Raw genomic sequence first — 26,394 nt, 5'->3', positions numbered from 1 at the left:
CCGTCGGCTGACAGGCCGCCATCGCCAGCAGGCTGGCTCCCACAGGAAACGCAGCAGCCCGAAACACCGCAATCCCCTGTGGGAGCGAGCCTGCTCGCGAGAGGCCGGCACAGCCAACATCGTTGTCGGCTGATAGGCCGCCATCGCCAGCAGGCTGGCTCCCACAGGAAACGCAGCAACCCAAAAATTCCAACAATGCCAAGAGGTGTCGCCATGCGTCCGTTGAAATCCTTGATCCCCGCCGCCCTCGCGCTGCTGTGCAGCGCCGTGGCCCAGGCCCAACCCCAGGTCAGCGTCTACAACTGGACCGACTACATCGGCGAGACCACCCTCGCCGACTTCCAGGCCAGCAGCGGGATCAAGGTGATCTACGACGTCTTCGACTCCAACGAAACCCTGGAAGGCAAACTGCTCGCCGGCCGCACCGGCTATGACGTGGTGGTGCCCTCCAACCACTTCCTGGCCCGCCAGGTGAAGGCCGGCGCGTTCCTCAAGCTCGACCGTTCGCAGTTGCCGAACTGGAAGAACCTCGACCCCAAACTGCTGGCCCTGCTGGAAAAGAACGACGCCGGCAACGAACACTCCGTGCCCTATCTGTGGGGCACCAACGGCATCGGCTACAACGTCGACAAGGTCAAGCAGGTGCTGGGCGTCGACCACATCGACTCCTGGGCCGTGCTGTTCGAACCGGAGAACCTGAAGAAACTCACCCAGTGCGGCGTGTCGATGATGGACTCGGCCGACGAAGTCTTCCCCGCCGTCCTCAACTACATGGGCCTGGATCCGCGCAGCGAAAGCCCGGAGGACTACAAGAAGGCCGAAGAGAAGCTGCTGAGCATCCGCCCCTACATCACCTACTTCCACTCCTCCAAATACGTGTCGGACCTGGCCAACGGCGACATCTGCGTGGCCTTCGGCTATTCCGGCGACGTGTTCCAGGCCGCCAACCGCGCCAAGGAGGCCAAGAACGGCGTGAACATCGCCTACGCGATCCCCAAGGAAGGCGCCAACCTGTGGTTCGACCTGCTGGCCATCCCCGCCGACGCCAGCAACCCGAAAGAGGCCCACGCCTTCATCAATTACCTGCTCGACCCGCAGGTGATCGCCAAGGTCAGCGCCTCGGTCGGCTACGCCAACCCCAACCCTGCGGCCAAGCCGTACATGGACGCTGAGCTGGTCAACAACCCTGAGGTCTACCCGTCCCAGGCGGTGCTCGACAAGCTCTACATCTCCTCTACCCCGCCCCAGTCGATCATGCGTCTGATGACCCGGTCCTGGAGCAAAGTGAAGTCGAACAAATGAATCAGTACACCCAGGAACACACCCGCTCCTACTACGCTGCCTCCGCCCGCGCGGCCACGCCCTACCCGGTGCTGGACGCGGACATCAGCGTCGACGTCTGCGTGATCGGCGGCGGCTTCACCGGCGTCAACACCGCCATCGAACTGGCGCAGCGCGGCCTCTCGGTGGTGCTGCTGGAGGGCCGGCGGATCGGCTGGGGCGCCAGCGGGCGCAACGGCGGGCAATTGATCCGCGGCATCGGCCACGACGTCGAAGGCTTCGCCCGCCACGTCGGCAGCGACGGCGTGCGCTACCTGCAACAGGCCGGGGTCGACTCGGTGGAGCTGGTGCGCCGGCGCATCGCCGAGCACGGCATCGAATGCGACCTGCGCTGGGGCTTCTGCGAGTTGGCCAACACCGCCGCGCAGTTCGAGGCGTTCAAGGCTGAGCAAGACAGCCTGGCGAAGTCAGGCTATGCCCATGAAACGCGGTTGGTGGCGCCGGAACAGATCCGCCGGCAGGTGGTGAACGCCGGGGTCTACCAGGGCGGCCTGATCGACATGGGCTCGGGGCACCTGCACCCGCTGGACCTGGTGCAGGGCGAAGCCCGGGTGGCCGCTGCTCTGGGGGTGCGGATTTTCGAGCAGAGCCAGGTGCAGGAGATCGTCCACGGCGACACCGTGCAGGTGCGCTGCGCGACCGGCACCGTGCGCGCCGGCCGCCTGGTGCTGGGCTGCAACGCGCACCTGGACGAGCTCGAACAGAAGCTCAGCGGCAAGGTCCTGCCCGCCGGCAGCTACATCATCGCCACCGAGCCCCTGTCGCCGGAGCGCGCCGCCGAACTGATCCCGCAGAACCTGGCGCTGTGCGACCAGAAAGTCGGCCTCGACTACTACCGGCTCTCGGCGGACCGCCGCCTGCTGTTCGGCGGCGCCTGCCACTATTCCGGGCGAGATCCGGCGGACATCGCCGCGTACATGCGGCCGAAGATGCTCAAGGTGTTCCCGCAACTGGCCGATGTGCGCATCGATTACCAGTGGGGCGGCAAGATCGGCATCACCGCCAACCGTTTCCCGCAGGTCGGCCGGCTCAGGCAGCACCCGAACGTGTACTACGCCCAGGGCTATTCCGGCCATGGCCTGAACGTCACCCACTGGTGCGCCAAACTGCTCGGCGAAGCGATCCATGCCGGCCACAGCCAGGGCATGGACGTGTTCAGCGGCGTGCCGCACATGACCTTCCCCGGCGGCCCGGCCCTGCGCTCGCCGCTGCTGGCGCTGGGCATGTTCTGGTATCGCCTGCGGGAAATCCTCGGCTAGGGCCACGGCACCTTCCATTTGCTCTCTCGCAAAGCACTTCTATATTGATGAAGTGCTTTTGCGTTCCTGACGCTCATTGCCAAACACACCCCCCGGAGGTCATGGATGGAGACGTCAGCCGCGAGCCCGCCGCCCGTACCCGGCTCCGCCCCGGTCAAGACCCGGCGCTTCAACGTGTCGCTGGTGTGGATCGTGCCGATCGTCGCGGTGCTGGTGGGCATCTCGCTGGTGGTGCACAACCTGATGCAGGAAGGCCCGACCATCACCGTCTCGTTCAAGACCGGCAGCGGCCTCACCGCCAACAAGACCGAAGTCAAATACCGCAACGTGGTGATCGGCCACGTGACCGACGTCGAGCTGAGCAACGACCAGAAAAGCGTCAACGCCACCCTCAAGCTGTCCAAGCAGGCCGAGACTTTCACCCGCAAGGACTCGCAGTTCTGGGTGGTGCGCCCGCGCATCGGCGCCGGCGGCGTGTCGGGCATCGACACCCTGCTCTCCGGCGACTACATCGGCGCCGACATCGGTCAGTCCGACAGCCGCGCCAAGCGTTTCACCGGGCTTGAGAACCCACCGCCGATCACCTACGGCGAGCCGGGCAAGCGTTTCAACCTGCACACCCAGGACCTGGGTTCCCTGGACATCGGCTCGCCGGTCTATTACCGCAAGATCCCGGTCGGCCAGGTCGTCGCCTACGCGCTGGACGCCGACGGCAAAGGCGTGACCGTCGAGGTGTTCATCCACGCGCCCAACGATGCCTACGTCACCGAAAACACCCGGTTCTGGAACGCCAGCGGCGTCGATGTGAACGTCGGCGCCAACGGTTTCGCGGTCAAGACCGAGTCGCTGTCCACCCTGCTGGTCGGCGGCGTCGCCTTCCGGGCACCGGAGTACAGCCCCAACGACGTGGCGGCCGAAGAGCTCAAGACCTTCGACCTGTTCGACGACCAGCAGACCGCCCTCGCCCCGCCCAACGGCAAGCCGCAGTACCTGAGCCTGCGGTTCGACCAGGCGCTGCGCGGGCTCAAGGTCGATGCGCCGGTGGAATTCCTCGGCATGGAAGTGGGCCGGGTGGTGAGCGTCAACCTGGACTTCGACGAAAAGAAACGCAGCTTCCCGGTCAACGTCGGCATCGTGATCTACCCGCAGCGCCTGGGTCAGGCCCACATCAAGATGCTCAAGGTGCTCAAGCACAATCCTGAAGACGAAGCCGCCGCCGTGCGCCTGATCGGCACCTTCGTCGAGAACGGCCTGCGCGCCCAGGCCCGCAGCGGCAACCTGCTGACCGGCCAGCTGTACATCGCCCTGGACTTCTATCCGAAGGCCGAGAAGGTCGCGTTCGACCCGACCCTGCGCCCCGTCGCGATCCCGACCATCCCCGGCAGCCTCGAACAGCTGCAGGAGAAGCTTGAGGCCGTGATCGACAAGCTCAACAAGCTGCCGGTGGAACGGATCGCCGGCAACCTCGACAGCAATCTGGTGGAGCTGCGCAAAGGCCTGACCCAGTTCAACGCCAAGACCCTGCCCGGCGTGCAGACCACCCTCGCCGACGTCAGCAAGACCCTGCAATCGGCCAGTTCGACCCTGGCCGAAGACTCACCGCAGCGCGAGCAACTGACCCGCACGCTGGATGAACTCGGACGCATGTCGCGCTCGCTGCGCGAACTCTCGGATTACCTGGGCCGACACCCCGAATCCCTGATCCGCGGACGTCCCGACAATGCCGCGCCGCTGGACCTGCAAGGGCCGCCGCGCAATTGACGAGCACAGGAGCCGTCCCATGGCCTCACCGCTGAAAACCGCCGTGTTCGCCGCATGCCTGCTGCTCGGCGCCTGCCGCAGCGACCCGATCAGCTTTCATACCCTGACCCCGGCGCAACCGGTCGCCGGCCGGTCCGGCCCGGACATCACCCTGGAAGGCGTCAGCGTGCCGCCGCAGGTCGACCGGCCGCAGATCGTCATCCGCCAAGGCAACAGCGGCCTGGCGATCCTGGAGACCGAATGGTGGGGCGCGAGCCTGGCCGATGAGTTGCGCAGCACCCTGGCGGATCAGTTGGGCAATGCCGGCAGCCCGCGCAAGGCGTCGGTGCTGATCGAGGTCCAGCGCTTCGATTCGGTGCCCGGCCAATACGCGCTGATCGACGTCAAATGGAAGCTGCGGGCCGCAGGTGGCGGCGACGGAGACCGGCTCGCCTGCCGCTCGACCTTGCAGACCCGCTCCGGGCCTTCGGTCGATGAACTGGTGAGCGCCCAGCAGAACAACGTCAAACGCCTGGCCGCGCTGATCATTCAGGCAGCGGGCGGCATGCGCGGCTGCCCGACGGCGTCCTGAACCGGCGCGGTCAGCGCCACCGTGAAGCGGCATCCGTTGGGCTCGCGGGTGGTGAGCTGCACGTCCCAGCGCTGCCGGGTGCAGATGCGCTGCACCAGCGACAGCCCCAGGCCCAGGCCTTCGCCACGGCGCTCGTCGCCGCGCACGAACGGCTGGAACATCGCCGGGCGCTGCTCCTCGGGGATGCCGATGCCGCTGTCCTCCACCACGAAGCCGCTTTCCGTCAGCGTTAGACGCACGTAACCCTTATCCGTGTAGTGCCAGGCATTGCGCAGCAGATTGCCCATCACCGACTGCAGAAAAGTCAGGTTATAGCGCTCCGAATGGGTCGGGTTCGGGTCGTAGAAAAACTCCAGGCCCTTCTCTCGGATCAACCGGCCCCAGATCTCCGCCTGGGCGTCCGCCACCTGCCTGAGCGTGGCACAGATGTCGTTGCCGGTGTCGTCCTGGGCGCGGGCCAGCATCAGGAACGTGTCCACCAGTTGGCGCATCTCATGGCTGGCCCTGGCGATGCGGTTCACCTGTGCGGCGGACCGGGTGTCCAGCGACGGATTGGCCAGCAACAGCTCGCAGGAGCCGGACAGCACCATCAGCGGCGTGCGCAGTTCGTGGCTGACGTCGGCGGTGAACAGCTTTTCCCGGCTCAGGGTCTCGCGCAGGCGCCCCAGCGTCTGATCGAACGACAGCGCCAGCTCGCCCACCTCATCGGCCGCGTAGTCCGGGTGCAGCGGCGGCGCCAGTTCCAGCAACTGATCGCGGTGGCGCACCTGACGCGCCAGGCGGATCACCGGCGCCATCACCCTGCGCGCCAGCAGGCGCCCCAGCACCAGTGCCAGCAGAACGCTCAGCAGAAAGCCGACGGTCACCACGACAAACAGCAGGTGCTCGCGTTTCTCCAGGCTTTCCTGGTCGCGCAGCAGCACGTACTTGCGCCCGCCGACCAGCTCCACCATGGCGAAGAACGCATCGTCGCCGAACGTCACCTCCTGAAAGCCCGGCGGCAATGCCGCCAGCGCCGGGGTGAGCGCCAACGGCCCCGGGCCTCCCTCGAAGTAGAAAAGTTCATCTTTTTCCGGGCGATGGTTCCACCGGCTGATGTCATCCATCGACAGCAGTCGGCGTAATCCGCCGCTCAGGGCGGTGCTCGTCAGCTTGTGCTCCACCACATGGACGGTGGCCACGATGCCCACGGCAAACACGCCCGCCACGACGGCGCTCATCAGGGCAAACACGATCACGATGCGCTTGCTCAGGCTTTGCTTGAGATCCATTCGGTTCGCTGACTCCAGGGCTTGAGCAGGCGCTTTCCGGACTGCACGGTAGGGGGACGACACACCGTCGCCCCTGATGAAGTTGAAAAAATACAACTTCAGTGCAGCCGTCAATATTTGTAAGCCTCTAACTCAAACAAAATTCGGATTTGAGTTTATTTATCAATTACTGGATTAGTTGCGGGCTTACGGCTCTGGCATTTTTTTCACATGTTCTTCACCACGCCCCGACGAGCAGCTGCGTAGTGTTCAGCCACCGTTCATGTTCGCTGTGATCAAAGTTGATTAAATAGTTGGCACTCCCCGTGCCTGACCTATTCAGAAAGTTCTAAGGGGCCAAGCCTTGGGAGAGTCCGTGCAATTTATTTCCGCCAATAATAAAGGGCGCTCTAAACATATGCGCATGCTGGTGCTGCTGGCCTGGATTCTGCCGCTGGCCGCGCTGGTCAGCGGGTTTGTCTGGTGGCCGCGCACGCCCACTTATCTGGGCAACGGGCCTGCCGAAACCAGCCGATTGATCACGGCCTGGAAGGCTGGCGAGGTGGTTGCGCTGGTGCGCCATACCGAACGCTGCGACCGTTCGGAAAACCTTTGCCTGGGCCCGGCCGACGGCATCACGCAGGTGGGTAGCGCGGCGGCGGCCGCCGTGGGGCAAGGCTTCACGCACCTGGGCATGGACCAGACCCAAGTGCTGAGCAGCCCGATGACGCGGACCGCGCAGACCGCGCACTTCATGTTCGGCCACGACGCCGCCACCCAGGAGTGGCTGGCCACCTGCGGCCCCACGCTGCGCAATGACGTGGTGGCGCGCAAGGTTGCGCAACATAACCTGGTGCTGGTGACCCACAGCGGCTGCATCAGCGATTTCGAGAAACAGACCGGGTTCCCCCACGCGGCCGCCGCCGAATACGGCAGTACCCTGTTCGCGCGCATCGACGGCAAGGGGCAACTTGAAGTACTGGGCATTGTCAACGCCGACACTTGGACACAACTTGCCCGAAAGTAATGCCGCCACAGAAACAGTGACGTTATTGGTCAGTTCGAATGCCTGTCTTTTCATTAATTTGTAAAGAAAGGTGTATTCCAGTCCGCCCAACTGGACTTCCGTCCCGTTTAGGCTTGTCTTAATCGCGAGCGCGCCTGCCTGGAGGTTGGGACGCACTCTGAATACAGGAAACATCCGTAGCCCGATCACACGCCTGCATTCATTCAACCCGATGGCCCACCGACGCAGGAACATGTCGGCGGGGCCGTTGAACCCTGCACTCCGCCCCACCAAGGCTTTGTCATGACGTCCCAAAACAATCCGCTGCGCCACGCTGCCCGCCCTATCCCCCTGAACCGCCCCGACGCCGCCTTCGAGCGCTGGGCCATCCTCGGCCTGGTCCTGGCGTTCGCCGTGTTCTACCTGCTGCCGCTGATGAACCACGGCCTGTGGATCCCGGATGAGACCCGCTACGGCCAGATCAGCCAGGAAATGCTGCAGAGCGGCAACTGGGTCGCCCCGCACTTCATGGGCATCCGCTACTTCGAGAAGCCCGCCGGCGGGTACTGGCTGATCGCGATCGGCCAGGCGATCTTCGGCGAGAACCTGTTCGGCGTGCGCATCGCCTCGGCCCTGAGCACCGGGGTCAGCGTCTGGCTGGCCTACCTGCTGGCCCGCCGCCTGTGGGACTCGCCGCGCATCAGCGCCGCCTGCGCCCTGCTCTACATGAGCTTCGGCCTGATCGCCGGCCAGGCCGGGTACGCCAACCTCGACCCGCAGTTCACCCTGTGGGTCAACCTGAGCCTGGTGGCGGTGTGGTTCGCCCTCGACAGCCAGACGCCAAGGGGCCGATTGGGCGGCTGGACACTGCTGGGGCTGGCCTGCGGCATGGGCTTCCTGACCAAGGGCTTCCTGGCCCTGATGCTGCCGGTGCTGATCGTGCTGCCTTACATGGTCTGGCAGCGCCGCTTCGGCGAACTGCTGCGCTACGGCCCGCTGGCCGTGCTGGTGGCGGCGCTGGTCAGCCTGCCGTGGGTGATCGCCGTCCATTACCGGGAACCGGACTTCTGGCGTTTCTTCTTCTGGCACGAGCACATCCGCCGTTTCGCCGCCGGCGACGCGGCGCAGCATGCCCGCCCCTGGTGGTTCTACCTGCCGCTGCTGTTCGCCTCGACCCTGCCCTGGGCGGTGCTGCTGCCGTCGACGCTCATGCGCACCTGGCGGGAACGGCGCGAGCCGAAAACCGCGTTCCTCGCCCTGTGGTTCCTGCTGCCGCTGGCCTTCTTCAGCCTCAGCAGTGGCAAGCTGCCGACCTACATCATGCCGTGCCTGCTGCCGCTGGCCCTGCTGATGGGGCACACCGTGGTGACCTGGCTGGACAACCGCAGCAGCCGCGTCCTGCGCCTGAACGGCATCATCAACACCGTGGTGGCCAGCGTCGCACTGGTGGCCCTGCTCTACCTGCAGAGCAAGCGCGAACTCTACGAAAACACCGAGATGTTCAGCCTGTCGCTGGCCTACATCGTGCTGATCGGCTGGATCATCGCCAACGCCCTGCAAACGCTGCGGCCGTTGACGCTGTGGGCGATGCCGGCGCTGGGCATCGGCCTGCTGGTGGCCCTGCTGCCGGCGGCGATGCCGGCGAAAATCGTCGACAGCAAGATGCCCGACCAATTCGTCGCCGAGCACCAGCAGGCGCTGGGCGCCACCGCTTCGCTGTTGAGCAACGACCTGGGCGCGGCCTCCGCCTTGTCGTGGCGCTTGAACCGCCCGCAGGTGGATCTGTTCAACACCGTCGGCGAGCTGAAGTACGGCCTCGACGACCCGGCCATGGCCAGCCGCAAGGTCAGCCTGGAAGGCGTCGGCCAGTGGATGAACGAAGCCCGCAAGAAAGGCTCGGTGGGCGTGGTGATGCGCGTCAACAACACCCTGGAGGAGCAGGAAATCGAACTCCTGCCGGTGGACGGCCAGCATTTCCGGCGCGGCAACCTGCACATCTTCATCTTTCCCCAGAGCCAGCCATGACCGCACGCAATGAGCGGCGCGACGACCGTCGCGCCCTGTGGCTTCTGCTGGGCGCCAGCGCCCTGATGCTGATGCTGGGCCTGGGCGGTCGCGAACTCTGGGGCGCCGAAACCCGCTGGGCCAACATCGCGTTGCAGATGCTGCAGAGCGGCGACTACTTCGACCCGTACCTCAAGGGCGGTGCCTACTACGACAAGCCGCTGCTCTCCTACTGGCTGATCACCGCCAGCACCTGGCTGACCGGTGGCCTGGGCCACTGGTCGCTGCGCCTGTCTTCGGTGCTGGCGGCGTGGCTCAGCGTGTGGCTGGTCTACCTGCTGGGCGAACGCCTGTTCCGCAAGGGCACCGGGCTGATCGCCGGGTGGATGCTGGCGACCACCTTCTATTTCGTGTTCTGGGCCCGGGTCGCCACCGCCGACATCCTCACCGTGTGCGGTGTGCTGGCGGCGGTCTGGTGGTACTGGCGCGGACCGGACGACACCCGCTTCTCGCGCTATGCGGTGTTCTGCCTGCTGCTGGCCCTGACCTCGCTGTTCAAGGGCCTGATCGGTTTCATCCTGCCGGGGCTGGTGCTGCTGCCGCACCTGCTGGAGGACGGCCACTGGAAGCGCCACCTCAACCTGCGCCTGGGCGCGGCGCTGCTGGTGGCCGGGGCGTTCTACATGACGCCGTTCCTGCTCTCGCACCTGTACGGCGCACCGAACTACGGCGAAAGCGGACTGGGCCTGGTGCTGCGGGAAAACGTGGTGCGCTTCTTCCAGCCGTTCGACAACATCGGGCCGATCTGGACCTATCTCGTCTACCTGCCGGTCTACACCCTGCCGTGGGCGCCGTGCTGGATCATTGCGCTGTGGGTGGCGGCGCGTCATTGGCGGCACATCGAGCCGGACACCCGCCGGCTGATCCAGGGCCTGGGCCTGTTGCTGCTGTTCTTCACCGCCAGTGGCAGCCGGCGCAGTTACTACGTGCTGCCGCTGGTGCCGTTCGCGCAGTTGCTCGGCGCCTGGTGGATCACCCGGCGCATGGCGGCACGCGAAGCCCAAGGGCGGTTCGGCAGCAATCGGCTCAAGGCCGGGTTCGCCGCCGCCACGGTGCTGACGCTCGGCGTGCTGGGCGTCCTTTACCCATGGACCAACAGTGGCGGCGGCGTGATCCGCTTCGGCGAAACCGTGCGCCAGCAGGCCAACCTGCAAGCGCCGCTCAAGCAGTGGGAAATGGTGATGGTCGAAGTGGACAACAAAGTGCCGATGTACCTGCAGACCGGCGGCGCCCCCTTCTACTACGTGCAGGAGACCCAGGATTTCCCCCGCGCCGGTGACACCGCCGCGCTGATGGCCTGGCTGGAACGCACCAGCGGCCGCCACTGGGATCCGCAGCGCACGATCATCGTGGCGCAGTACCGCAGCGGCGACCCGTTGCCGTTGGACTACCTGGGCGCTGACCACCAGATCGTGACCACCACACCCACCCGCGGCGAACAGGTGTTCCACGTTCGCCAGGACCAGAGCGTGGCCTACATCCCCCGCACCTGACCGACAGCGCTTCTGTGTGACGCACGGCAACCCTGCAATGGCCGAGTGACTGCTAACCTGAATGGCAATGACATGTATTAACGGTTTGTTTGACGTTTTTTTCTCATTTGCCTCTCTACATTGCCAGCCACCCGACATTTGCAACTCATTCGCATTGCTGTACGCGCGACGGGTTGCCGATCACGTCCAACCACAGGAGCTGTCCCGCCATGAGTCCACGCGTCCCGTCCTTCCTGAAACTCGCTGCGCTCACTGCCGCACTGTTGGGTGCCGGCCATGCCGTTGCCGCCGACTCGGTCGGCATCGTGGTCTACAACGCCCAGCACGAGACCCTGACCAAGGCCTGGGTCGCCGGTTTCACCGAAGAGACCGGCATCCCGGTGACGATACGCAACGGCGACGACACCGAGATGGGCAACCAATTGGTGCAGGAAGGCAAGGCCTCGCCGGCGGACGTGTTCCTCACCGAGAACTCCCCGGCCATGGTGCTGGTGGACAACGCCAAGCTGTTCGCGCCGGTGGCCCCGGCCACGCTGGAGCAAGTGGACGCCGCTTACCGCCCGGCCCATGGCCAGTGGGTCGGCATCGCGGCCCGCTCGACCGTGTTCGTCTACAACCCAGCCAAACTGGCGGAAAAGGACCTGCCCAAATCCTTGATGGATCTGGCCGACCCGGCCTGGAAAGGCCGCTGGGCCGCCTCCCCGGCCGGCGCGGATTTCCAGGCCATCGTCGCCGCCGTCCTGCAGCAGAAAGGCGAAGCCGCCACGCTGGATTGGCTCAAGGCCATGAAAACCAACGCCACCGCCTACCGCGGCAACAGCGCGGTGCTCAAGGCGGTGAACGCCGGGCAGATCGACAGCGGCGTCATCTACCACTATTACAGCTTCGTCGATCAGTCCAAGACCGGCGAAAACAGCAAGAACACCGCCCTGCACTACTTCCGGCACCAGGATCCGGGCGCCTTCGTGAGCATTTCCGGCGGTGGCGTGCTGGCGTCCAGCAAGCACCAGGAAGAAGCGCAGGCGTTCCTCAAGTACATCACCGGCAAACAGGGCCAGGAGGTGCTGCGCACCGGCAAGTCGTTTGAGTACGCCGTGGGCAAGGACGCCGGTTCCAACCCCAAACTGGTGCCGTTGAAGGATCTGGACGCGCCGAAAGTCGATGCGTCGAAGCTCGACAGCAAGAAAGCCGTCGAACTGATGACCCAGGCCGGACTGTTGTAATTGATGCCCGAACCTCTACCGGCGGGGGTCGCTGCGGCGCCGCCCGCCAACCTGTCACGCCGCAGCCGCGCCCTCAACGGGCGCGGCGGTTCGTGGGTGGTCGTGCTGGCGGTGGCGGTGTCGCTGATGTCGCTGCTGCCGATCGCGTTCGTGATCGGCGTGTCGTGGTACACCGGTTGGGCGACCATCGAAGCGCTGGTGTTCCGACCCCGCGTGGCCGAACTGCTGATCAACACCGTGCTGCTGGTGCTGATCACCTTGCCCATCTGCATCGTGCTCGGCACGGCGCTGGCCTGGCTCACCGAACGCACGAACCTGCCGGGCCGGCGGATCTGGTCGCTGCTGGCGGTCGCGCCGCTGGCGGTGCCGGCCTTCGTGCACAGCTACGCCTGGGTCAGCCTGGTGCCGTCGATCCACGGGTTGCCGGCCGGGGTGCTGGTGTCCGTGATCGCCTATTTCCCGTTCCTCTACCTGCCGATCGCGGCGACGCTGCGGCGCCTGGATCCGGCCATCGAAGACGTGGCCGAGTCCCTCGGCCTGAAGCCCCGGGCGGTGTTCTTCCGGGTGGTGCTGCCGCAACTGCGCCTGGCCATCTGCGGCGGCGCGTTGCTGGTGGGCCTGCACCTGCTGGCCGAATACGGCCTGTACGCGATGATCCGCTTCGACACGTTCACCACGGCGATCTTCGACCAGTTCAAGTCCACCTTCAACGGCCCGGCCGCCAACATGCTGGCCGGAGTGCTGGCGCTGTGCTGCCTGGCGATGCTCACCGTCGAGTCCGCCGCCCGGGGCCAGGCCCGCTATGCGCGGGTCGGTTCCGGCAGTGCCCGGGAGCAGCGCACCGTGCGGTTGCGCCCGGCCACGGCTGCCTTCGGCCTGATCCTGCAAACGGTGACCTGCCTGCTGGCCTTGGGCGTGCCGCTGCTCACGCTGGGGCGGTGGCTGATCGCCGGCGGCGCCGAGGTCTGGCAAGGCGACGAGCTGCTGCCGGCCCTGCTCCAGACCCTGTCCTTCGGCGTGACCGGCGCGCTGCTGACCAGCCTCGCGGCGATCCCCATCGCCTGGCTGTCGATCCGTGCCCCCGGCAAGCTGCAGCGGCTGCTCGAAGGCTGCAACTACATCACCAGCGCATTGCCGGGGATCGTCGTGGCCCTGGCCCTGGTCACCGTGACGATCCATTTCGCCCGGCCGATCTACCAGACCACCCTCACCGTGCTGCTGGCGTACCTGCTGATGTTCCTGCCCCGGGCGCTGGTCAGCCTGCGCGCCGGTTTCGCCCAGGCGCCGGTGGAGCTGGAGAACATCGCCCAGAGCCTGGGCCGTTCGCCGCTGCGCGCCTTGTGGCTGATCACCCTGCGCCTGGCCGCACCCGGTGCGGCGGCGGGCGCGGCGCTGGTGTTCCTGGCGATCACCAACGAACTCACCGCCACCTTGCTGCTCGCGCCCAACGGCACGCGCACCCTGGCCACCGGTTTCTGGGCCATGACCAGCGAAATCGACTACGCCGCCGCAGCGCCCTACGCCCTGCTGATGGTGATCCTGTCGCTGCCGCTGACGGCCATCCTCTATCACCAATCCAGGCGCAGTGCCGGCCGATGAACGCCCTCGAACTCAAGTCCCTTCGCAAAACCTTCGGCGCACAGACGGCGCTGGACGACGTCAGCCTGTCGGTGCCCACCGGCAGCCGCACGGTGATCGTCGGCCCGTCCGGCTCCGGCAAGACCACCCTGCTGCGCATGATCGCCGGCTTCGAATTCCCCGACGCCGGCAGCCTCACGCTCAACGGCCAGACGCTGGTGGACAGCACCCATGCCGTGCCGGCCTACCAGCGCCAGATCGGTTATGTGCCGCAGGACGGCGCGCTGTTCCCGCACATGACGGTGGCTGCCAACATCGGCTTCGGCCTGGCGGACACCGGCGCCGCCCGCAGCGAACGGATCGCCGAACTGATGGACAGCGTGGCGCTGGACGCCGACATGGCCACGCGCTGGCCGCATGAGCTGTCCGGCGGCCAGCAGCAGCGGGTGTCGCTGGCCCGGGCGCTGGCCCAGCAACCGCGGCTGATGCTGCTCGATGAGCCGTTCTCCGCCCTCGACACCGGCCTGCGCGGCGCCATGCGCAAGATGGTCGCGCGCCTGCTGGAGGCGGCCGGCGTGACCACCATCCTGGTCACCCACGATCAGAGCGAGGCGCTGTCGTTCGCCGATCAGCTGGCGGTCATGCGCGGCGGACGGCTGGTGCAGTCCGGCCACCCGATGGACCTGTACCGCTACCCGGGCGACGAGCAGACCGCGCGTTTTCTCGGCGAAGCGGTGGTGATGCCCGCGCGGATCGAGGCCGGCTGGGCCGATTGCGACCTGGGCCGGGTGCCGGTCAACAGCAACGGCTTCTGCGGCGATGCGCAGATCATGCTGCGCCCCGAACAGTTGCAGCTTTCCGATGCGGCCGATGCGCAGGGCTGCAACGCCGTGGTCACCGAGCGGGACTTCGGCGGCAACACCTGCACCCTGACCGTGGAACTGCGCCCGCCGGCGGCCACGGACACCGGGCGCTCATTGCTGGTGCGCAGCTCCGGCATGCACGCGCCGCCGGCCGGCAGCGCCGTGCAGCTGTCGGTGCTGGGGGCGGCCCACGTCTTCGACGCAGAGTGACCGGAGGTCGAGCGTGATCAGAGGTCGAAGCGGTCCACCGCCCGCCGCCGCTCATTGTCGTCGCGCATATCGTAGTTGGCGGTGGTCTGGATGTTGCTGTGGTGGGCCAGCTTCTGCGCGATCGACAGGTCGTGCTCCTCGATCACCCGGGTGATGAACGAGCGGCGGAAGTCGTGGGGCATGATCTTCACCCCGACCTGTGTGCCGCGCTGGCGGGCGATGTAGTAGATCGCGTGCTTGGTGATGCGCTCGCGGGTGATGTGGCTGCCGCGCCGGATGCGGTTGAACAAGAACGCGTCGTCGCGCTCGCCTTCCTTGAGCTGCGAACGGCGCAGTTCGAGCCAGGCGTCGAGCTTGGCGAACGCCCAGGCCGGCGCGTACTTGATCAGTTGCTTGTTGCCCTTGCCGGTGACGCACAGGCTGCGTTCACTGAAGTCGACCTGATGCAGGTCCAGGTCCACCGACTCCGACTTGCGCATGCCGGTGCCGTACAGCAACGCGATGATCGCCGCGTCGCGCAGCCCCTGCGGACGCGGGTCGGCGGCGCAGACTTCCATCAGTTCATGGATCAGGGTGCGTTTCAGATTGCGCCCCTGGGACAGCCGTGTGCCGGCGATGCCTTTGACCGAACGCATCTTCAACAGATGTTCGTGACTGATCAGACTCATGCGCCAGGCTTCATTCATGACACCGCGAACGGCATTCACATACAGCGAAGAAGTGTTCGGCGCGTAGTTGTCGGCACGCAATGCGGCGACCAGCGCAACAACATCTTCCGGTTGCAGCGCATGCCAGGGAATGTCCTCGACATTCACGTCTTCAAAACCGAGACGGTCGGCGGCGTCTTGCAGCACATAGCGCATGGTGAGTTGGCTGGAGGGCGCCAGACGCGCCAGATACAGGGACATCGGGCTGGTTGCGGAATCTTTTGAAGGTGCAGCGGGTAAGTCGATCAAACGAAAGGCCTTGAATAAAAACGGTTCAGTACTGCAACTAACAACTGTAATGAGACTGATCTAAAGAGCGTTTTTCTGTAGGACTTTTCCGCAAAAAAACGCGATAAACGGTAGAAGTCTGAACACTGGCTGTATGACTTTGAGATAAACGATTCGCCGACCGGTTTTTCATATTCCTTTCACAAAATCGAGCATAACCTTAAGTTCGATTGATCCTCAGCCGGCACCGCCCAACCTGCCGGGCAACGCCTGAAAAGTCAACCAAACCCCGACGTCATGTTGTTTTGGCAACTCCTTGATGCGAAGACTTTTTTTGCGTCTACGCTGGGATTGGATCCAACAGGAAACAGATCAGTCATTTTTTTTCGCAGCGAGGTGCTCATGAGTCAGGCGTTTCTCCCCTTCTCCCGCCCGAGTATCGGCGACGAGGAAATAGCAGCCGTCGAACAGGTCCTGCGTTCAGGCTGGATCACCACCGGCCCGAAGAACCAGGCACTCGAAGAGCAATTCGCGCAATACGTCGGCTGCCGCCATGCGGTGGCGCTGTCGTCGGCCACCGGCGGCATGCACATCACCCTGCTGGCCCTGGGCATCGGGCCCGGCGATGAGGTCATCACGCCCTCGCAGACCTGGGTCTCCACCGCCAACATGATTTCGCTGCTCGGCGCCAAGCCGGTGTTCGTCGATGTCGACCGCGACACCCTGATGACCGACGCCGCCCGCATCGAAGCCGCCATCACCCCGCGCACCAAGGCCATCATCCCGGTGCACTACGCCGGCGCCGCGTTCGACCTGGATCCGCTCTACGCCCTGGCCGACAAGCACGGCATCGCGGTGATCGAAGACGCCGCCCACGCCGCCGGCACCCGCTACAAGGGCCGCCATGTCGGTTCCACCGGCACCGCGATCTTCTCGTTCCACGCGATCAAGAACATGACCTGCGCCGAAGGCGCGATGTTCGTCACCGACGACGAAGCCCTGGCCAACCGCGTGCGCATGCTCAAGTTCCACGGCCTGGGCGTCGACGCCTACGACCGCCTCACCCATGGCCGCAAGCCTCAGGCCCAGGTGATGGAACCGGGCTTCAAGTACAACCTGGCCGACATCAACGCCGCCATCGCCCTGGTGCAGCTGAAGCGGCTGGACGCGATCAACGCCCGCCGCACCGAACTCGCCACCCAGTACCTGCAACGCCTCGAAGGCCTGCCGGTGCAGCCGTTGACGGTGCCGACCTACGCGCAACAGCACGCCTGGCACCTGTTCATCCTGCGCATCGACAGCGAACGCTGCGGCCTGGACCGCGAGGCCTTCATGAAAGGCCTGCAGGACCTGGGCATCGGCACCGGCATCCACTTCATCGCCACCCACCTGCACACCTGGTATCGCCAGCGTGACCCCGATCTGTATCTGCCCCACACCGAATGGAACTCGGCGCGGCTGTGCTCGATTCCGTTGTTCCCCGACATGACCGGCCAGGATCTTGACCGCGTCGTCGGGGCCATTGAACACGTACTGGAAAAACGCCCGTGAGACCTTACCCAATCCATTGTGTGTCGATCGTCATCCCGGTCTACAACGAAGAGGAAAGCCTGCCGGAGCTGCTGCGCCGCACGGCCGCCGCTTGCGCGCAACTCAAGCACGAGTACGAAATCGTGCTGGTGGACGACGGCAGCCGCGACCGCTCCGCGCAATTGCTCGAAGACGCGGCCCAGGCCCCGGACAGCCCGTTCGTGGCGGTGATCCTCAACCGCAACTACGGCCAGCACGCGGCGATCATGGCCGGTTTCGAACAGTGCAAGGGCGACGTGGTGATCACCCTCGACGCCGACCTGCAGAACCCGCCGGAAGAGATCCCGCGGCTGGTGGCCGAAGCCGAGCGCGGCTACGACGTGGTCGGCACCGTGCGCAACAACCGCCAGGACTCGGCCCTGCGCCGCTGGCCGTCGAAGCTGATCAACCTCGCCGTGCAGCGCTCCACCGGCGTGGCGATGAGCGACTACGGCTGCATGCTGCGCGCCTACCGCCGCACGGTCATCGACGCGATGCTGGCCTGCCGCGAGCGCAGCACGTTCATTCCGATCCTGGCCAACAGCTTCGCCCGCCACACCACCGAGATCGTCGTGGCCCACGCCGAACGTGAGCACGGCGACTCGAAGTACAGCCCGATGCGCCTGATCAACCTGATGTTCGACTTGATCACCTGCATGACCACCACACCGTTGCGCCTGCTCAGCATCGTCGGCTTCACGATGGCGGGCCTGGGCCTGCTGTTCGCCTTCGCGCTGATCGTGCTGCGCTTGGCGCTCGGCGCCGGCTGGGGCGGCGACGGCCTGTTCGTGCTGTTCGCGGTCTTGTTCGTGTTCACCGGCGGCCAGTTCATCGGCATGGGGCTTCTGGGTGAATACCTGGGCCGCATGTACAGCGACGTGCGCGCCCGTCCGCGCTTCTTCATCGAGAAGGTGCTGCGCAGCCATCCGGCCGCGCCGGCCCCTGCCGTGACCGTCGACGGTCTCTCCTCTGCCCAAAATCAAAACTCCACTTCCGATCAGGTTCTCTCATGAGCGCAAAAACTGTTGTCTTCGCCTATCACGATATCGGCTGCGCCGGCATTCAAGCCCTGCTCGACAGCGGTTTTGACATTGCGGCGGTGTTCACCCACGCCGACGATCCGAAGGAAAACGCGTTCTACGCATCGGTCGCGCAACTGTGCGCCGACAAAGGCATCCCGGTGCACGCGCCGGAAGACGCCAACCATCCGCTGTGGGTCGAGCGCATCGCCAAGCTCAATCCCGAATACATTTTCTCGTTCTACTACCGCAACCTGCTGAGCGAGGCCCTGCTGGCCACCGCTTCCAAGGGCGCGTTCAACCTGCACGGCTCGCTGCTGCCGCGCTACCGCGGCCGTGCGCCCGCCAACTGGGTGCTGGTCAACGGCGAGACCGAGACCGGCGTCACCCTGCACCGCATGGTCAAGCGCGCCGACGCCGGCGCCATCGTCGCCCAGCAACGGGTGGCCATCGAGCGCAGCGACACCGGCCTGAGCCTGCACGCCAAGCTGCGCACCGCCGCCGGCGACCTGCTGCGCGATACCCTGCCGGCCCTGCTGCAAGGCAAAACCACCGAAACCCCGCAGGACGAGTCCAAGGCCACCGTGTTCGGCCGCCGCACCCCGGCGGACGGCAAGCTGCTGTGGAGCAAGCCGGCCGAAGAACTGTTCAACCTCGTGCGCGCCGTCACCCAGCCTTATCCGGGCGCGTTCTGCGCCGTGGGCGAGCACAAGCTGATCGTCTGGAGCGCCGACGTCGTCCAGGGCAACGAAGGCCAGGCGCCGGGCCGTGTGATCAGCACCGATCCGCTGCGCATCGCCTGCGGCCAGGATTCGCTGGTGATCAAATCCGGCCAGCGCAACGACAACGGCCTGTACCTGCGCGGCCCGCAACTGGCCGCCGAGCTGGGTCTGGTGGACGGTTCGCTGCTGCGCGGCGCCGAGTCCGGCCGTGGCCCGCGCCGCACCCGCGTGCTGATCCTGGGCGTCAACGGCTTCATCGGCAACCACCTGTCCGAGCGCCTGCTGCGTGACGACCGCTACGAAGTCTATGGCCTGGACATCGGCTCCGACGCCATCGACCGCCTGCGCGACCACCCGCGTTTCCACTTCGTCGAGGGCGACATCAGCATCCACTCGGAATGGATCGAGTACCACATCAAGAAGTGCGACGTGGTGCTGCCGCTGGTGGCCATCGCCACGCCGATCGAATACACCCGCAACCCGCTGCGCGTGTTCGAGCTCGACTTCGAGGAAAACCTGCGGCTGGTGCGCTACTGCGTCAAGTACAACAAGCGCGTGATCTTCCCGTCGACCTCGGAAGTCTACGGCATGTGCCAGGACCCGAACTTCGACGAAGACAGCTCCAACCTGGTGGTCGGCCCGATCAACAAGCAGCGCTGGATCTACTCGGTGTCCAAGCAACTGCTTGACCGCGTGATCTGGGCCTACGGCCAGAAAGGCCTGAACTTCACCCTGTTCCGTCCGTTCAACTGGATGGGCCCGCGCCTGGACCGCCTGGACTCGGCCCGCATCGGCAGCTCCCGCGCCATCACCCAGCTGATCCTCAACCTGGTGGAAGGCACGCCGATCCGCCTGTTCGACGGCGGCGAGCAGAAACGCTGCTTCACCGACATCGCCGACGGCGTCGAAGCCCTGGCGCGGATCATCGACAACGACAACGACGTCTGCAACGGCCAGATCATCAACATCGGCAACCCGGAAAACGAAGCCAGCATCCGCCAGTTGGGCGAAGAGCTGCTGCGTCAGTTCGAAGCCCACCCGCTGCGCCACAACTTCCCGCCGTTCGCCGGTTTCCGCGACGTGGAAAGCAAGGCGTTCTACGGCGGCGGCTACCAGGACGTGTCGCACCGCAAGCCGAGCATCGCCAACGCCAAGCGCCTGCTGGACTGGACGCCGACCGTGGAGATGCGCGAGACCATCGGCAACACCCTGGACTTCTTCCTGCGCGAGGCGATGCTCGAAGTCGCCCAGCGCCCTAAAGAAGAAGCGCGCTGATGCAGGCAGGCTTGCGTATTGATGTCGATACCTTCCGCGGCACCCGTGAAGGCGTGCCGCGCCTGCTGGACATCCTCGACGAGGCGCAGGTCAAGGCGACGTTCTTCTTCAGTGTCGGCCCGGACAACATGGGCCGGCACCTGTGGCGCCTGATCCGCCCGCAGTTCCTGTGGAAGATGCTGCGCTCCAACGCCGCCGGCCTGTACGGCTGGGACATCCTGCTGGCCGGCACCGCCTGGCCGGGCAAGCCGATCGGCCGCGAACTCGGGCACCTGATGCGCCGCGCCCGCGACGCCGGCCACGAAATCGGCCTGCACGCCTGGGACCACCATGGCTGGCAGGCCAATGCCGGGCGCTGGAGCGACGCGCAGCTGATCGAACAGATCCGCCGTGGCGTGGACACCCTCGGCGACATCGTCGGCGAAAAGATCCAGTGCTCCGCCGCTGCCGGTTGGCGGGCGGATGAGCGGGTGATCGAAGCCAAGCAGGCCTTCGGCTTTCGCTACAACAGCGATTGCCGCGGGCAGCAGGTGTTCCGCCCCCTGCTCGCCGACGGCTCGGCAGGCACCCCGCAGATTCCGGTGGACCTGCCGACCTTCGACGAGGTGGTGGGCCCGACCGTGGCGGCCAAGGACTTCAACGCGTTCATCCTCGACCGGTTCCGCGACCGGCAACTCAACGTCTACACCATACATGCCGAAGTAGAAGGGATTCTGATGGCTCAGGATTTTAGACAGCTGCTGGCCGATGCACGCCAGCGCGACATTGCGTTCCGACCGTTGGGCGACCTGTTGCCCGAGTTCTTGAACACACTGCCCCTGGGCCGTGTGCAACGGGGTGCCCTGGATGGCCGCGAAGGCTGGCTGGGAGTGCAAGGGGCATGAGCAAGCGCTTGGCGTTGCCGCTGTTGCTGGTGCTTTTTCTGCTGGCTTACCTGCTGCCGTTGGGCAGCCATGGCCTGTGGATCCCCGACGAGACCCGGTACGCGCAGATCAGCCAGGACATGCTGCTGAGCGGCAACTGGGTGTCGCCGCATTTCATGGGGCTGCGCTATTTCGAGAAGCCGATCGCCGGCTACTGGATGATTGCCCTCGGCCAGGAACTGTTCGGTCAGAACCTGTTCGGCGTGCGCTTCGCCTCGGCCCTGAGCACCGGTCTGAGCGTGTTGCTGTGCTTTTTGGTGGCCCGGCGGCTGTGGAGCGATCCGCGCAAGAGTTTCGCCTGCGCCCTGCTTTACATGAGTTTCACCGTCGTGGCCGGCCAGGCCGGTTACGCCAACCTCGATCCGCAATTCACGTTCTGGGTCAACCTGAGCCTGGTGGCCCTGTGGTTCGCCCTCGACAGCCGCACCACCGGCCAACGCCTGGCGGGCTGGTCGGTGCTGGGCCTGGCCTGCGGCATGGGGTTCATGACCAAGGGCTTTCTGGCCTGGGCGTTGCCGGTGCTGATCGCCTTGCCATGGATGCTGTGGCAGAAACGCTGGCGCGAACTGCTGGTCTTCGGGCCGGTGGCCATCGTCGTGGCGATCGCCGTCAGCCTGCCGTGGGTGCTGGCCGTGCACGCCCAGGAACCGGACTACTGGCGGTTCTTCTTCTGGCACGAGCACATCCGCCGCTTCGCCGGCGACGACGCCCAGCACGACGCGCCCTGGTGGTTCTACATTCCGTTGCTGCTGGCGTTCAGCCTGCCTTGGGCCGGGCTGTGGCCGACGGCGGTGCGCCAGGCGTGGCAGACCCGCCGCGAGCCGGCCATCGCGTTCCTCGGCCTGTGGCTGGTGATGCCGCTGCTGTTCTTCAGCCTGAGCAACGGCAAGCTGCCGACCTACATCCTGCCGTGCCTGCTGCCGCTGGCCCTGCTGCTGGGCCATGTGCTGGCCGAGCGCCTGCGCCTGGAGCAAGGCCGGGCGCTGGGGTTCAACGGGCTGCTGAACATGGCGCTGGGGGTCGTCACCCTCATCGCCCTGGTGTACGTGCAACTGAAAAAGCCGCTGTACGACCATGAACTGCACAGCCTGGTGCTGGTGTTCATCGGCCTGACCGGCTGGATCATCAGCAACCTGCTGCAGGCGTTCCGCCCGTTGCAGTGCTGGGCGGCCCCGGCGTTCGGCAGCCTGCTGTTCATCGCGCTGCTGCCGGCGGCGCTGCCCAAGTCGGTGGTGGCCAACAAGACCCCGGACCAATTCATCCTGCATCACCAGGACGAACTGGCCGGCACCACCCACCTGCTGAGCAACGACCTGGGCGCGGCCTCGGCGCTGGCCTGGCGCCTGCAACGCCCGAACGTGGCGTTGTACAACACCGTAGGCGAACTGAAATATGGCCTGGCCTATCCTGAGGGCATCGAGCGGCGGATCGACTCTTTCCGGGTGGAACAATGGATGCGCGAAGCCCGCCGGACCGGTTCGGTCGGCGTGGTGATGCGCGTCAAGGGGCAGGATGAACTGGACGAAATCGATCGTCTTCCCAAGGACGGCGTCCACTACGAACAGGGCAACCTGGTGATCATGATCCTGCCGAAGGTGGCGCCATGAGCCTGTTGCTGCTGTTGGCCGCGTGCCTGCTGACCTGCCTGGGCCAGGTGGCGCAGAAATACGCCGTGGAGAGCTGGCGCGGCGTCGACTCGTCCTGGGCCGACAAGCTGCGCTCGCCGTGGCTGTGGCTGGCGCTGTTCGCCCTGGGCTCGGGCCTGCTGGTCTGGCTGCTGGTGCTGCAGCGCATGGACGTGGGCATCGCCTACCCGATGCTCAGCCTCAACTTCGTGTTCATCACCCTGATCGCCCGCTTCGTGTTCCGTGAGCCCATCGACCGCCGCCACTGGTTCGGCGTGGCGCTGGTGATCGGCGGCGTGGCGTTGCTGGGGCAGCAGTCATGAGCCAGAAGCGCGGAATCGCATTTGCCCTGGGCAGCGTGCTGCTGGTCAGCGGCGCGCAGCTGGGCATGCGCTGGAGCATGACGCGCCTGCCGCAGCCCGAGCAGTGGCTGGCGGCGCTCGGCGCCGGCGGCATCGATCTGACCGCGCTGGCCGTGGTGGCCGCCGCGATCCTGGCCTACGCCTTGTCGATGCTCTGTTGGCTCGCCGCCCTGCGCGACCTGCCGCTGGGCCGGGCCTACTCGCTGCTGAGCGTCAGCTACGCGTTGGTGTACCTGCTGGCAGCCAGCCTGCCGCTGTTCAACGAATCCTTCAGTTTCCCGAAATCCCTGGGCGTGGCGCTGGTCATGCTCGGCGTCATCACCATCAATACTCGTCCGGCACGTGCGCCTGAATTGAGGAGTACCCCATGAAAATCACAGTATTCGGTAGCGGTTATGTCGGTCTGGTGCAGGCGGCCGTGCTGGCCGAAGTCGGCCATGACGTGGTGTGCATGGACATCGACGAGAAGAAAGTCGAGCTGTTGCGCCAAGGCCACGTCAGCATCTTCGAGCCGGGGCTTGCCAGCCTGGTGCGCGAGGGCCTGGACGGCCAGCGGCTGCAGTTCACCAGCGACGAAAAACTCGCGGTGCAGCACGGGCAAGTGGCGTTCATCGCCGTCGGCACGCCGTCCCAGGAGGACGGCTCGGCCGACCTGCGCTACGTGCTGTCGGTGGGCGACGCGGTGGCCCGCCACCGTGAGAAGCCGCTGATCCTGGTGGAAAAATCCACTGTCCCGGTGGGCACCGGCGACACCCTGCGCGCGCACATCGAAAAGGCCCTGGTCAAGGCCGGCAAGCTGCTGCAGTTCGATATCGTGTCCAACCCCGAATTCCTCAAGGAAGGCTCGGCGGTCAGCGATTGCCGCCGCCCGGACCGGATCGTCATCGGCTGCGAACGCGAAGACGTGCGCGATGTGATGCGCGACCTGTACTCGCCGTTCAACCGCAACCACGACCGCATCATGTTCATGGACCTGCGCAGCGCCGAACTGACCAAGTACGCCGCCAACTGCATGCTGGCGACCAAGATCAGCTTCATCAACCAGATCGCCGAACTGGCCGAGCACCTGGGGGCCGACATCGAGTCGGTGCGCCAAGGCATCGGCGCCGACACGCGCATCGGCTACCACTTCATCTACCCCGGCTGCGGATACGGCGGCTCGTGCTTCCCCAAGGACATGCGCGCCCTGATCCACAGCGCCGAGGAAGCCCATTGCTCCAGCGACCTGCTGCAAGCGGTGGAGGCCATCAACCAGCGCCAGAAGCACAAGCTGTTCGAGCGCATCAACGCGTTCTACAAGGGTGAACTGCGCGGCAAGACCTTCGCCCTCTGGGGCCTGGCGTTCAAGCCCAACACCGACGACATGCGCGATGCGCCGAGCCGGGTGCTGCTCGAATCGCTGTGGGCCGCCGGCGCCAACGTGCGGGCGTTCGACCCCGAAGCGATGCAGGAAACCCAGCACCTGTACCCGGACGAGTCGAAGCTGATGCTGATGGGCACCCCCGAATCGGTGCTGGCCGGTTCCGACGCGCTGATCATCTGCACCGAATGGCAGCAGTTCAAGGCGCCGGACTTCGACCTGATCAAGCAGCGCCTCAAGGATCCGGTGATCTTCGACGGCCGCAACCTGTACGACGCCGAACGCCTGGCCCGCAACGGCTTCCATTACTTCCCGATGGGCCGGGGCGAATCGCGCACGCTGCCGATTCCGTTCCAGCAGTGGCCACACACTTCGGACGTCGCTTGACCGCGCTGTCGCCTGCCGTCCGCCGGCAGTCCCTGATCGCGGGGCTGCTGGCGTTGCTGCTGTTCATCGCCGGGGTGTACGGGCAGGCCCCCATCGGTTTCGATTCGCGGTTCGTGCTGTTCGCCCAGGAGATGCTGCGCCACGGGCCGACGGTCTTCCCCACCACCTACGGCGAGCCGTATGCCGATTACTCGGCGCTGTCGACGCTGTTCGTCTGGCTGCTGTCCCTGCCCTTCGGTGCGGTCAACAGCCTGACGGCCTGGCTGCCCAGCGCCGTGGCGGGCGCGGTGACCGTGACCTTGATGTACCGCCTGCTGGCGGTGCATTCGGTTCGCTGGGCGCTGACCGCCGTCGCGTTGCTGATGCTGACCGTCACCTTCGTCACCGAAGTGCGGGCGGTGTCCCAGGACCTGATGCTCGCGGCAGTGGCGATGGTGGTGTTCTACCTCGGCTACGCCCATGACCATTTCGGCGCCGGCCGGCGCTGGCCGCTGATCTTTGCGTTGCTGCTGCTCGGTTTCGGCATCCGCGGCCCCATCGGCCTGGTGGTGCCGACCGGCATGCTGTGCAGCTACTACCTGCTCGAACGCCAATGGGCGCGGCTGCTGCTGTTCGGCGTGCTGGCCTCGGTGCTGTTGGCGGCGTGCGTCGGCCTGCTGCTGTGGCTGGCCAAGGTCAGCGGCGGCCCGGCGTTCGTCCAGGACGTGATCCGCATGCAGTTCATGGGGCGCATGGACGGCAGCGAAGGCGTCAGCGGCTCGCTCTACTATTTCACCAGTTCGCTGGGCAACTACGCGCTGGCCTATCCGCTGGCGTTGCTGGCCCTGGCGGCGGCGTGGCTGAGCAAGCCCCGCCAGCGCGGGCCGGCCTTGCGCCTGGTGCAGTACTGCGCGGCGGCGGGGTTGATCGTGATGGTCGGCCTGTCGATCCCGCAGGCGAAAAAGGCCCGTTACCTGCTGCCGATGCTGCCGATGGCGGCGATCATTGCGGCGTATCCGTTCCAGGTCGCCCATGGCCGGGTGTTCGCTTGGCTGCGCGGGGTGATTCAAGGGCTGTGGCTGGTGACGCCGGGGCTGCTGATGGTGGCTCTGCTGGTTGCCCGCAAGAAGTTTCCGGAGCACCTGACCGGTGAGCTGCCGGTGCTGATCGTGCTGGGCGCCCTGCAACTGGCGGCGCTGTCGCGGCTGTGGCGGCCCCGCTGGCGGGCCGAGACGCTGGCCTTCAGCGCCGTGCTGGCGTTGTGGGCGGTGTATGCGCTGGTGTTCGAACCGGTGGAGCGCCAGCTCTACGACACCCGCACCTTCAGCCGGGCCGTGCTCGCCCAGGTGGAGCAGAACCCTGCGCCGCTGGTGCTGCAAGGCATGGGCAAGGACGCCAAGGCCATCAAGTTCATGGTCAACGTCGAGAAGGACCTGCAGCCGCAGTTCAGCGATTCCGTCCAGGCGTTGGAAACCCTCAAGGGACCGGCCTGGCTGATGATGGACCGCAGCGACTATCAGACCTTGAAAGGCACGCCCCTGGGCGATGCGCCGCCGGTGCTGAGCGGCCGCTTCGACAAAAACGACTATGTGCTGCTGTGGCTGAAGCCGTAACCTGCG

Annotated in this window: 21 protein-coding genes; 19 read left to right on the top strand and 2 right to left on the bottom strand. The window is 65.8% G+C overall.

What is annotated here, in order from left to right; translation table 11 throughout:
- Positions 1–213: 213 nt before the first annotated feature.
- From ACIP0B_RS07285 to ACIP0B_RS07270, 4 genes are all read left to right on the top strand, one after another.
- Positions 214–1,302, top strand: coding sequence for a polyamine ABC transporter substrate-binding protein (locus ACIP0B_RS07285; protein WP_400830838.1), 1,089 nt, complete (start codon positions 214–216; stop codon positions 1,300–1,302).
- Positions 1,299–2,600: an NAD(P)/FAD-dependent oxidoreductase gene (locus ACIP0B_RS07280; RefSeq protein ID WP_400830837.1), complete on the top strand. Its 1,302-nt coding sequence runs from the start codon at positions 1,299–1,301 to the stop codon at positions 2,598–2,600. The genes ACIP0B_RS07285 and ACIP0B_RS07280 overlap by 4 nt, the downstream gene beginning before the upstream one ends.
- Before the next feature lie 105 nt (positions 2,601–2,705).
- A complete protein-coding gene (locus ACIP0B_RS07275; protein ID WP_400830836.1) occupies positions 2,706–4,361 on the top strand; it encodes an intermembrane transport protein PqiB in 1,656 nt (551 codons plus the stop codon).
- A 19-nt stretch (positions 4,362–4,380) separates the two neighbouring features.
- On the top strand, positions 4,381–4,932 hold the full coding sequence (locus ACIP0B_RS07270; RefSeq protein WP_400830834.1) for a membrane integrity-associated transporter subunit PqiC: 552 nt from the start codon (positions 4,381–4,383) through the stop codon (positions 4,930–4,932).
- Here ACIP0B_RS07270 and ACIP0B_RS07265 read toward each other — a convergent pair.
- Positions 4,890–6,203 carry a sensor histidine kinase gene (locus ACIP0B_RS07265; RefSeq protein ID WP_400830833.1) on the bottom strand — a complete coding sequence of 438 codons (1,314 nt, stop codon included), beginning with the start codon at positions 6,201–6,203 and terminating at the stop codon, positions 4,890–4,892. The two genes, ACIP0B_RS07270 and ACIP0B_RS07265, sit on opposite strands and share 43 nt — an antisense overlap.
- Positions 6,204–6,600: 397 nt before the next feature.
- On the opposite strand from ACIP0B_RS07265, the gene ACIP0B_RS07260 reads away from it, so the two are divergent.
- From ACIP0B_RS07260 to ACIP0B_RS07235, 6 genes are all read left to right on the top strand, one after another.
- On the top strand, positions 6,601–7,209 hold the full coding sequence (locus ACIP0B_RS07260; protein ID WP_400830843.1) for a histidine phosphatase family protein: 609 nt from the start codon (positions 6,601–6,603) through the stop codon (positions 7,207–7,209).
- Between the two features lie 282 nt (positions 7,210–7,491).
- Entirely contained in the window at positions 7,492–9,213 is a 1,722-nt protein-coding gene (gene arnT / locus ACIP0B_RS07255) for a lipid IV(A) 4-amino-4-deoxy-L-arabinosyltransferase (protein WP_400830831.1), read from the top strand.
- The gene (locus ACIP0B_RS07250; protein ID WP_400830830.1) at positions 9,210–10,745 is read left to right on the top strand and encodes an ArnT family glycosyltransferase; all 1,536 of its coding nucleotides are present in this window, start codon (positions 9,210–9,212) and stop codon (positions 10,743–10,745) included. Before arnT (ACIP0B_RS07255) ends, ACIP0B_RS07250 begins: the two co-directional genes overlap by 4 nt.
- Before the next feature lie 209 nt (positions 10,746–10,954).
- Complete coding sequence (locus ACIP0B_RS07245; protein WP_400830829.1) at positions 10,955–11,968, top strand: iron ABC transporter substrate-binding protein; 1,014 nt, start codon at positions 10,955–10,957, stop codon at positions 11,966–11,968.
- Between the two features lie 3 nt (positions 11,969–11,971).
- The gene (locus ACIP0B_RS07240; RefSeq protein WP_400830827.1) at positions 11,972–13,567 is read left to right on the top strand and encodes an ABC transporter permease; all 1,596 of its coding nucleotides are present in this window, start codon (positions 11,972–11,974) and stop codon (positions 13,565–13,567) included.
- Positions 13,564–14,619, top strand: a complete 1,056-nt coding sequence (locus tag ACIP0B_RS07235; RefSeq protein ID WP_400830826.1) for an ABC transporter ATP-binding protein — start codon at positions 13,564–13,566, stop codon at positions 14,617–14,619. The genes ACIP0B_RS07240 and ACIP0B_RS07235 overlap by 4 nt, the downstream gene beginning before the upstream one ends.
- A gap of 17 nt (positions 14,620–14,636) precedes the next feature.
- Here ACIP0B_RS07235 and xerC read toward each other — a convergent pair whose 3' ends face one another.
- Positions 14,637–15,527 (bottom strand): tyrosine recombinase XerC, encoded by an 891-nt coding sequence (gene xerC, locus ACIP0B_RS07230; protein WP_400830825.1) that lies wholly within the window; start codon positions 15,525–15,527, stop codon positions 14,637–14,639.
- Between the two features lie 429 nt (positions 15,528–15,956).
- Between xerC and arnB the strand changes: the two genes are divergently transcribed.
- Genes arnB through ACIP0B_RS07185 form a run of 9 tightly spaced genes read left to right on the top strand, consistent with a single transcriptional unit; the run spans position 15,957 to position 26,388 of the window.
- A complete protein-coding gene (arnB, locus tag ACIP0B_RS07225) occupies positions 15,957–17,105 on the top strand; it encodes a UDP-4-amino-4-deoxy-L-arabinose aminotransferase (RefSeq protein ID WP_400830823.1) in 1,149 nt (382 codons plus the stop codon).
- Positions 17,102–18,136 (top strand): undecaprenyl-phosphate 4-deoxy-4-formamido-L-arabinose transferase, encoded by a 1,035-nt coding sequence (gene arnC, locus ACIP0B_RS07220; protein WP_400830822.1) that lies wholly within the window; start codon positions 17,102–17,104, stop codon positions 18,134–18,136. Before arnB ends, arnC begins: the two co-directional genes overlap by 4 nt.
- On the top strand, positions 18,133–20,139 hold the full coding sequence (gene arnA, locus ACIP0B_RS07215) for a bifunctional UDP-4-amino-4-deoxy-L-arabinose formyltransferase/UDP-glucuronic acid oxidase ArnA (protein ID WP_400830821.1): 2,007 nt from the start codon (positions 18,133–18,135) through the stop codon (positions 20,137–20,139). The genes arnC and arnA overlap by 4 nt, the downstream gene beginning before the upstream one ends.
- The gene (gene arnD / locus ACIP0B_RS07210) at positions 20,139–21,023 is read left to right on the top strand and encodes a 4-deoxy-4-formamido-L-arabinose-phosphoundecaprenol deformylase (RefSeq protein WP_400830820.1); all 885 of its coding nucleotides are present in this window, start codon (positions 20,139–20,141) and stop codon (positions 21,021–21,023) included. Before arnA ends, arnD begins: the two co-directional genes overlap by 1 nt.
- Positions 21,020–22,669 carry a lipid IV(A) 4-amino-4-deoxy-L-arabinosyltransferase gene (arnT, locus tag ACIP0B_RS07205; RefSeq protein WP_400830819.1) on the top strand — a complete coding sequence of 550 codons (1,650 nt, stop codon included), beginning with the start codon at positions 21,020–21,022 and terminating at the stop codon, positions 22,667–22,669. Before arnD ends, arnT (ACIP0B_RS07205) begins: the two co-directional genes overlap by 4 nt.
- Complete coding sequence (gene arnE / locus ACIP0B_RS07200) at positions 22,666–23,010, top strand: 4-amino-4-deoxy-L-arabinose-phosphoundecaprenol flippase subunit ArnE (RefSeq protein ID WP_400830817.1); 345 nt, start codon at positions 22,666–22,668, stop codon at positions 23,008–23,010. The genes arnT (ACIP0B_RS07205) and arnE overlap by 4 nt, the downstream gene beginning before the upstream one ends.
- On the top strand, positions 23,007–23,420 hold the full coding sequence (gene arnF / locus ACIP0B_RS07195) for a 4-amino-4-deoxy-L-arabinose-phosphoundecaprenol flippase subunit ArnF (RefSeq protein ID WP_400830816.1): 414 nt from the start codon (positions 23,007–23,009) through the stop codon (positions 23,418–23,420). The genes arnE and arnF overlap by 4 nt, the downstream gene beginning before the upstream one ends.
- Positions 23,417–24,796: a UDP-glucose dehydrogenase family protein gene (locus ACIP0B_RS07190; protein ID WP_400830815.1), complete on the top strand. Its 1,380-nt coding sequence runs from the start codon at positions 23,417–23,419 to the stop codon at positions 24,794–24,796. Before arnF ends, ACIP0B_RS07190 begins: the two co-directional genes overlap by 4 nt.
- Positions 24,793–26,388, top strand: coding sequence for an ArnT family glycosyltransferase (locus tag ACIP0B_RS07185; protein ID WP_400830813.1), 1,596 nt, complete (start codon positions 24,793–24,795; stop codon positions 26,386–26,388). The genes ACIP0B_RS07190 and ACIP0B_RS07185 overlap by 4 nt, the downstream gene beginning before the upstream one ends.
- The last annotated feature ends 6 nt before the right edge of the window (positions 26,389–26,394 follow it).

The organism is Pseudomonas sp. NPDC089534 (genome assembly GCF_044749305.1).
GTDB lineage: Bacteria > Pseudomonadota > Gammaproteobacteria > Pseudomonadales > Pseudomonadaceae > Aquipseudomonas > Aquipseudomonas ekonensis.
This window is presented reverse-complemented; position numbering and strand designations above follow the sequence as displayed.

Excerpts from the sequence above, each read along its gene's own strand:
- ACIP0B_RS07190 (WP_400830815.1), top strand. The coding sequence starts at position 23,417 with ATGAAAATCACAGTATTCGGTAGCGGTTATGTCGGTCTGGTGCAGGCG.
- arnE (WP_400830817.1), top strand. The coding sequence starts at position 22,666 with ATGAGCCTGTTGCTGCTGTTGGCCGCGTGCCTGCTGACCTGCCTGGGC.
- ACIP0B_RS07235 (WP_400830826.1), top strand. The coding sequence starts at position 13,564 with ATGAACGCCCTCGAACTCAAGTCCCTTCGCAAAACCTTCGGCGCACAG.
- arnB (WP_400830823.1), top strand. The coding sequence starts at position 15,957 with ATGAGTCAGGCGTTTCTCCCCTTCTCCCGCCCGAGTATCGGCGACGAG.
- ACIP0B_RS07275 (WP_400830836.1), top strand. The coding sequence starts at position 2,706 with ATGGAGACGTCAGCCGCGAGCCCGCCGCCCGTACCCGGCTCCGCCCCG.
- arnT (WP_400830831.1), top strand. The coding sequence starts at position 7,492 with ATGACGTCCCAAAACAATCCGCTGCGCCACGCTGCCCGCCCTATCCCC.
- ACIP0B_RS07245 (WP_400830829.1), top strand. The coding sequence starts at position 10,955 with ATGAGTCCACGCGTCCCGTCCTTCCTGAAACTCGCTGCGCTCACTGCC.
- ACIP0B_RS07250 (WP_400830830.1), top strand. The coding sequence starts at position 9,210 with ATGACCGCACGCAATGAGCGGCGCGACGACCGTCGCGCCCTGTGGCTT.
- arnF (WP_400830816.1), top strand. The coding sequence starts at position 23,007 with ATGAGCCAGAAGCGCGGAATCGCATTTGCCCTGGGCAGCGTGCTGCTG.
- arnD (WP_400830820.1), top strand. The coding sequence starts at position 20,139 with ATGCAGGCAGGCTTGCGTATTGATGTCGATACCTTCCGCGGCACCCGT.
- ACIP0B_RS07265 (WP_400830833.1), bottom strand. The coding sequence starts at position 6,203 with ATGGATCTCAAGCAAAGCCTGAGCAAGCGCATCGTGATCGTGTTTGCC.
- ACIP0B_RS07285 (WP_400830838.1), top strand. The coding sequence starts at position 214 with ATGCGTCCGTTGAAATCCTTGATCCCCGCCGCCCTCGCGCTGCTGTGC.
- xerC (WP_400830825.1), bottom strand. The coding sequence starts at position 15,527 with ATGTCCCTGTATCTGGCGCGTCTGGCGCCCTCCAGCCAACTCACCATG.
- ACIP0B_RS07260 (WP_400830843.1), top strand. The coding sequence starts at position 6,601 with ATGCGCATGCTGGTGCTGCTGGCCTGGATTCTGCCGCTGGCCGCGCTG.
- ACIP0B_RS07270 (WP_400830834.1), top strand. The coding sequence starts at position 4,381 with ATGGCCTCACCGCTGAAAACCGCCGTGTTCGCCGCATGCCTGCTGCTC.
- ACIP0B_RS07280 (WP_400830837.1), top strand. The coding sequence starts at position 1,299 with ATGAATCAGTACACCCAGGAACACACCCGCTCCTACTACGCTGCCTCC.
- arnA (WP_400830821.1), top strand. The coding sequence starts at position 18,133 with ATGAGCGCAAAAACTGTTGTCTTCGCCTATCACGATATCGGCTGCGCC.
- arnT (WP_400830819.1), top strand. The coding sequence starts at position 21,020 with ATGAGCAAGCGCTTGGCGTTGCCGCTGTTGCTGGTGCTTTTTCTGCTG.
- ACIP0B_RS07240 (WP_400830827.1), top strand. The coding sequence starts at position 11,972 with ATGCCCGAACCTCTACCGGCGGGGGTCGCTGCGGCGCCGCCCGCCAAC.